4 protein-coding genes and 1 pseudogene are annotated in these 5,060 nt (G+C 71.0%); all 5 read right to left on the bottom strand.

What is annotated here, in order from left to right:
• Positions 1-8 precede the first annotated feature (8 nt).
• A pseudogene (locus P1P70_RS40425) lies at positions 9-440 on the bottom strand (IclR family transcriptional regulator); the annotation flags it as partial.
• Positions 441-878: 438 nt separating this feature from the next.
• Positions 879-2,675, bottom strand: a complete 1,797-nt coding sequence (locus P1P70_RS40420) for a DEAD/DEAH box helicase (RefSeq protein WP_319246843.1) — start codon at positions 2,673-2,675, stop codon at positions 879-881.
• A 167-nt stretch (positions 2,676-2,842) separates the two neighbouring features.
• On the bottom strand, positions 2,843-3,223 hold the full coding sequence (locus P1P70_RS40415) for a type II toxin-antitoxin system death-on-curing family toxin (protein ID WP_319246841.1): 381 nt from the start codon (positions 3,221-3,223) through the stop codon (positions 2,843-2,845).
• Positions 3,220-3,420 (bottom strand): CopG family transcriptional regulator, encoded by a 201-nt coding sequence (locus P1P70_RS40410; RefSeq protein WP_319246840.1) that lies wholly within the window; start codon positions 3,418-3,420, stop codon positions 3,220-3,222. Before P1P70_RS40410 ends, P1P70_RS40415 begins: the two co-directional genes overlap by 4 nt.
• Before the next feature lie 43 nt (positions 3,421-3,463).
• Positions 3,464-4,966, bottom strand: coding sequence for an MFS transporter (locus P1P70_RS40405; protein ID WP_319246838.1), 1,503 nt, complete (start codon positions 4,964-4,966; stop codon positions 3,464-3,466).
• Between the last annotated feature and the right edge of the window lie 94 nt (positions 4,967-5,060).

The following is a 5,060-nucleotide window of genomic DNA, read 5'->3' as shown; positions in this document are numbered from 1 at the left end:
GGCCCCTACAGGATGGCCCGCCCCGCGGCCCCCCGGTCCAGCGAGTGCCGGAACCCGGCCCGGTACGCCACGTGGTAGTCCGTCCACGTCGGCTCGACGACGGCGACGGCCAGCGCCTCGGTGCCGTCGACGAGCGTGAGGTGGGCGGTCGCCCCTATGTCCTCGGCCAGCGACCGCAGCGCGGGCAGCGCGGCCTCCCGCACCAACGGGTGCACCTGCCGTCCGAGCCGCAGCACCCCCAGCCCCACCCGGGCACGTCCGCCCAGGTCACGACGGACGAGCGAGTGCTGCTCCAGGGTGGCGAGCAGGCGGTAGACAACGGTCCGGTTGACCCCGAGCTTGTTGGACAGTTCGGTGACGGTCAGGCCGTGGTCGGTGTCGGCGAGCAGCTTGAGGACACGCAGTCCCCGATCAAGCGTCTGAGAGGTCTCCGCGGTCACGACGCCCACTCCTTCTTGGTGAGGGCGGCGACCCCTGTCACGGCTGATGCGTCACCGGTCCCGTTCGGCGACGCGCTACAGAGGCCGCCGATCGGCTGAACCCGGATGATCCGGGCGGAGTCGCTTCACGGCTGCGCTCCGCGGCGGCGCTGCCACGGGGCGTTTGCGTAGCGGGACAGTAGACGAGCGGGTTCGCTGAGCGGAAGACTCCGTCCAGAATCCGGGCAGTGACCGGTACGGACTACTTCGCTTTGTCGCGAAATGTACGGGCGCACGGCACACGGCACGCACCGCCGGAAAGCAGGCGCACGCAACCCCGGAGCGCCCTCTCGGTACGCCCCCGGAGCACACGCACGAGACGCGCCCTGGAGCGCATCCACGACACGCACCCCGGAGCGCATCCTCGTCACGCCTCCACAGCGCGCTCCCCCGGTGGCGTCACTTCATCCGGGTCGCCCACTCCTGCACCTTGGCGATCCGCTGGCGCAGCTGGCCCGCCGTGGCCTCGGCGCTCGGCGGTCCGCCGCACACCCGCCGTACCTCGGTGTGGATGACACCGTGCGGCTTGCCGCTCTGGTGGGAGTAGGCGCCGACCATGCCGTTGAGCTGCTTCCGCAGCTCGAGGAGTTCCTTGTGGGTGACCACGGGCCGCCGGTCGGCCGGCAGCTCCACCAGGTCGGCCTCGGCGTCGGGTTTCTTGCGGCTGTGCGCGATCTGCCGTGCCTGCCGCTTCTGCAGCAGCAGCTGCACCTGGTCGGGTTCCAGCAGCCCCGGAATGCCGAGGTAGTCCTGCTCCTCCTCGCTGCCGGGGTGGGCCTGCATGCCGAACTCGGCGCCGTTGTACATGACCCGGTCGAACACGGCGTCGGATTCCAGCGCCTCGAACGGCAGCATGTCCTGCTCGCCGGTGTCCTCGTCCTGCTCCCGCTCCGCCTCCGCGAGGAGCTTGTCCTCCTCGGCGTACGGGTCCTCCTCGCCCGCCTTCTTCGGCTTGTCGAGGGCGTGGTCCCGCTCGACCTCCATCTCGTTGGCGAAGGTGAGCAGGTCGGGCACGGTCGGCAGGAACACGGACGCGGTCTCGCCGCGCCGCCGGGACCGTACGAAACGCCCCACGGCCTGGGCGAAGAACAGCGGGGTGGAGATGGTGGTGGCGTAGACCCCGACGGCCAGCCGGGGCACGTCGACCCCTTCGGACACCATGCGCACCGCGACCATCCACCGGTCGGTGTTGTGGCTGAACTCGTCGATCCGGTCCGAGGCACCGGAATCGTCGGACAGGACGACCGTCGCGCTCGTCCCCGTGATCTCCCGGATCAGCTTGGCGTAGGCGCGGGCGGAGTCCTGGTCGGTGGCGATGACGAGGGCGCCGGCGTCCGGGATGGCCTTCCTGACCTCGGTGAGCCGCTGGTCGGCGGCGCGCAGCACGCTCGGCATCCACTCGCCGCGCGGATCCAGCGCCGTACGCCAGGCCTGGCTGACCGCGTCCTTGGTCATGGGCTCGCCGAGGCGCGCGGCGATCTCGTCGCCCGCCTTGGTGCGCCAGCGCATGTTGCCGCTGTACGAGAGGAAGATGACGGGCCGCACGACGTTGTCGGCGAGCGCGTTGCCGTAGCCGTAGGTGTAGTCGGCGGAGGACCGCCGGATGCCGTCCGCCCCCTCCTCGTACGTGACGAAGGGGATGGGGTTGGTGTCGGACCGGAACGGCGTACCGGTGAGCGCGAGCCGTCGGGTGGCGGGCTCGAACGCCTCCAGACAGGCCTCGCCCCAGGACTTGCTGTCACCGGCGTGGTGGATCTCGTCGAGGATGACGAGGGTCTTGCGCTGCTCGCTGCGGTTGCGGTGCAGCATGGGCCGTACGCCCACACCCGCGTAGGTGACCGCGACGCCGTCGTACTCCTTGCTGAGCGGCCCCGCGCTGTACTCGGGGTCGAGCTTGATCCCTATCCGCGCCGCGGCCTCCGCCCACTGCTTCTTCAGATGCTCGGTGGGCGCCACGACCGTCACCTGCTGCACGACGTGGTGATGCAGCAGCCAGGACGCGAGCGTCAGCGCGAAGGTCGTCTTACCGGCGCCCGGCGTCGCGACCGCGAGGAAGTCCCGCGGCTGCTCCTGGATGTACTTCTCCATCGCCCCCTGCTGCCAGGCACGCAGCTTGCTGGCGGTACCCCACGGGGCACGGCCGGGGAAGGCGGGCGAGAGGTGGTGGTTCGAGGAGGAGGTGGCGGTGGTAGTCACGGTCTCCGGTGGGGGTCGAGCGGCTCGGCGGGTAGCCCCGGGGCGACTCGCGCGGCGACTCGGACACCTCGGCTACGTATGACAACCGGGCCACCCTACCGGCGCCCCGGTTCCGCCAACGCGCGAACTGCGCCGGGGCGCCCGGGGATGGGACCGAGGTCACATCGCTACTCGGCCAGGTCCCGCAGCACCTCGGAGATGGCCTTGACCTCGTCGAGAGCACCGGTCGAAACGGCGACGACCAGGCGCTCCGCAACATCGATGTCCGGCCGCAGCTGCACCTCGTTCATCGCGAGGAAGACGACGCAGGACACCCAGGCCGTGCGTTTGTTGCCGTCGATGAAGGGGCGGTTGATCGCCAGCGACTGGAGGAGTGCGGCCGCCTTGCCGAACACGTCGCTGTATGCCTCCTGCCCGAACATCGAAGCCGAGGGGCGGTGCACGGCCGACTCCAGCAAACCGGCATCGCGCACGACGACGACCTGGTCATCGACCGCGTGTTCGGCGATGGCCAGGACGTCCTCGGCCGACAGGTAGACACAGGTCACTTCAGCCGCTCCAGCAACTCGGCCCACTTGACGGTCTGCTCTTTGGCAGCCTTACGGGCCAGCGACTTGTGGGCCGTCCTGGCCAGATAGTCGTCCACGGCCCGCAGCAGTATGGCGTGCATGCTGGTGCCCTCCTCCTCGGCGCGCAGCTTCAGAGCTTCCGTCTGGTCGTCACGAAGACGCAGGTTCATAGCCATACCAAAACGGTACCACTCGCGAGGGGTCAAAGTGGTACCACTTTCAGTTCGCAGACACCCGCAACCGCGTGGTCACCCAGGCCCCCACCAACGCCACCCCCGCCATCGGCAGGAACACCGCGACGAAGGCGGCCGGGTGGGAGGCGGTGCCGGCGGCCGTGGTGGCCGTGTGGCCGACCGCGCCGCCGCCCAGCGCGGCGAAGGCGGCGCCGCCCGCCGCGAGGAGCAGCGCGTTGGTGAGACCGTCGGAGATCTGGAGCGCGGCGGAGTTGGTCCCCGCCTCCTCGGGCGCGGACAGCTGGAGCAGAAGCACGCTGGTGGAGGAGATCACCAGCCCCATCCCGAAGCACCCGAACGCCCAGGCGACGGCCACGATCCACACGGGGACGGAGTCGACCAGCACCCCCGGCAGCGTGGTGATCGCCGCCGCGACCAGCACCATCCCCACCGTCATCAGCCGCTCCCGGTACGGCTCCACCCGCGCCCGGGCCTGCACCCACGACCCCAGTGCCCAGGTCCCCCCGCCGGCCGCCAGCGAGAACCCGGCGAGCGTCGGCGACAGCCCCCTCTGGGTCACCAGCATCAGCGGCACGAACGACTCGGCCGCCACGAACGAGCCCGCGGCGACGCCGCGCAGCAGCACCACCGACGGCAGCCCCCGCACGGCCCGGTACGTCCCCCTCGGCAACAGCCCCAGCACGGCCGGCACCAGCAGTGCGGCACCCGCCACCGCCGGCACCAGGGACCACCACGACAGGTCCTGAGCCGCGTACTGCAACAGCCCTGCCCCGAGGGAGATCCCGAAGGCGAGACGAATACGGCGGCGGTCGAAGGAGGGGGCCGGGGCGGAAGCAGAGGACGGGGACGAGGGTGAGGACGACGGCGAGGGCGAGGACGTCACCGGCCCGGAAGCCCTCCGTCGTATCTGTGGCAGGGCCAACGCCAGCGGCAGTACGACGAGCGCCGGGATGCCCAGGAACACCCAGCGCCAGCCCAGTTGTTCGGTCACCGCGCCCGAGGCGAGCGGGCCGACCACGGAGGGGACGACCCAACTGGCCGCGAAGGCCGCCATGATCGAGGGCCGCAGCCGCTCGGGGTACGCGCGCCCGACCACGACGTACAGCGCGACGATCACCAGCCCGCCGCCGAGCCCCTGCACGGCCCGGCCGAGGACGAAGAGCCACATCGCGCCGGCCGTCCCCGACAGCACCAGCCCGGCCGCGAAGGTACCGATCCCTGCCGTCAAAGCGCCGAGCGGCCCCCGCCGGTCCGCCCACTGCCCCGCCAGCACCATGCCGAACAGGCTCGTGGTGAAGTACGCCGAGAACGCGAAGCCGTACACCGAGATCCCGTCCAGCTCACGCGCCGCGACGGGCATGGCCGTGCCGACCGCCATGGCCTCGAAGGCGATCAGCAGCACGACGGAGACGATCCCGATACTGAGCCCCCGGTAGGAACGGCTCAGCACACTGTCCTCACGGTCGGCGACCGACGTCGGGGCGGGGCTCCGCGTGACACCCGCGCCACGCCGTTCGGAATCGACCATACCCGCCAGCGTAAGGGGCACGACAGACTTTCGCCCCTGTCCAAAGCCCCGCACCCCCCGAGACCTTGGTCGTACGCCCAGCCCGCGCCCACCC

This window comes from Streptomyces sp. MB09-02B (genome assembly GCF_033794485.1).
Lineage (GTDB): Bacteria > Actinomycetota > Actinomycetes > Streptomycetales > Streptomycetaceae > Streptomyces.
Note: the sequence above shows the minus strand (reverse complement) of the source record. Positions and strands in the feature narration are given on the sequence as shown.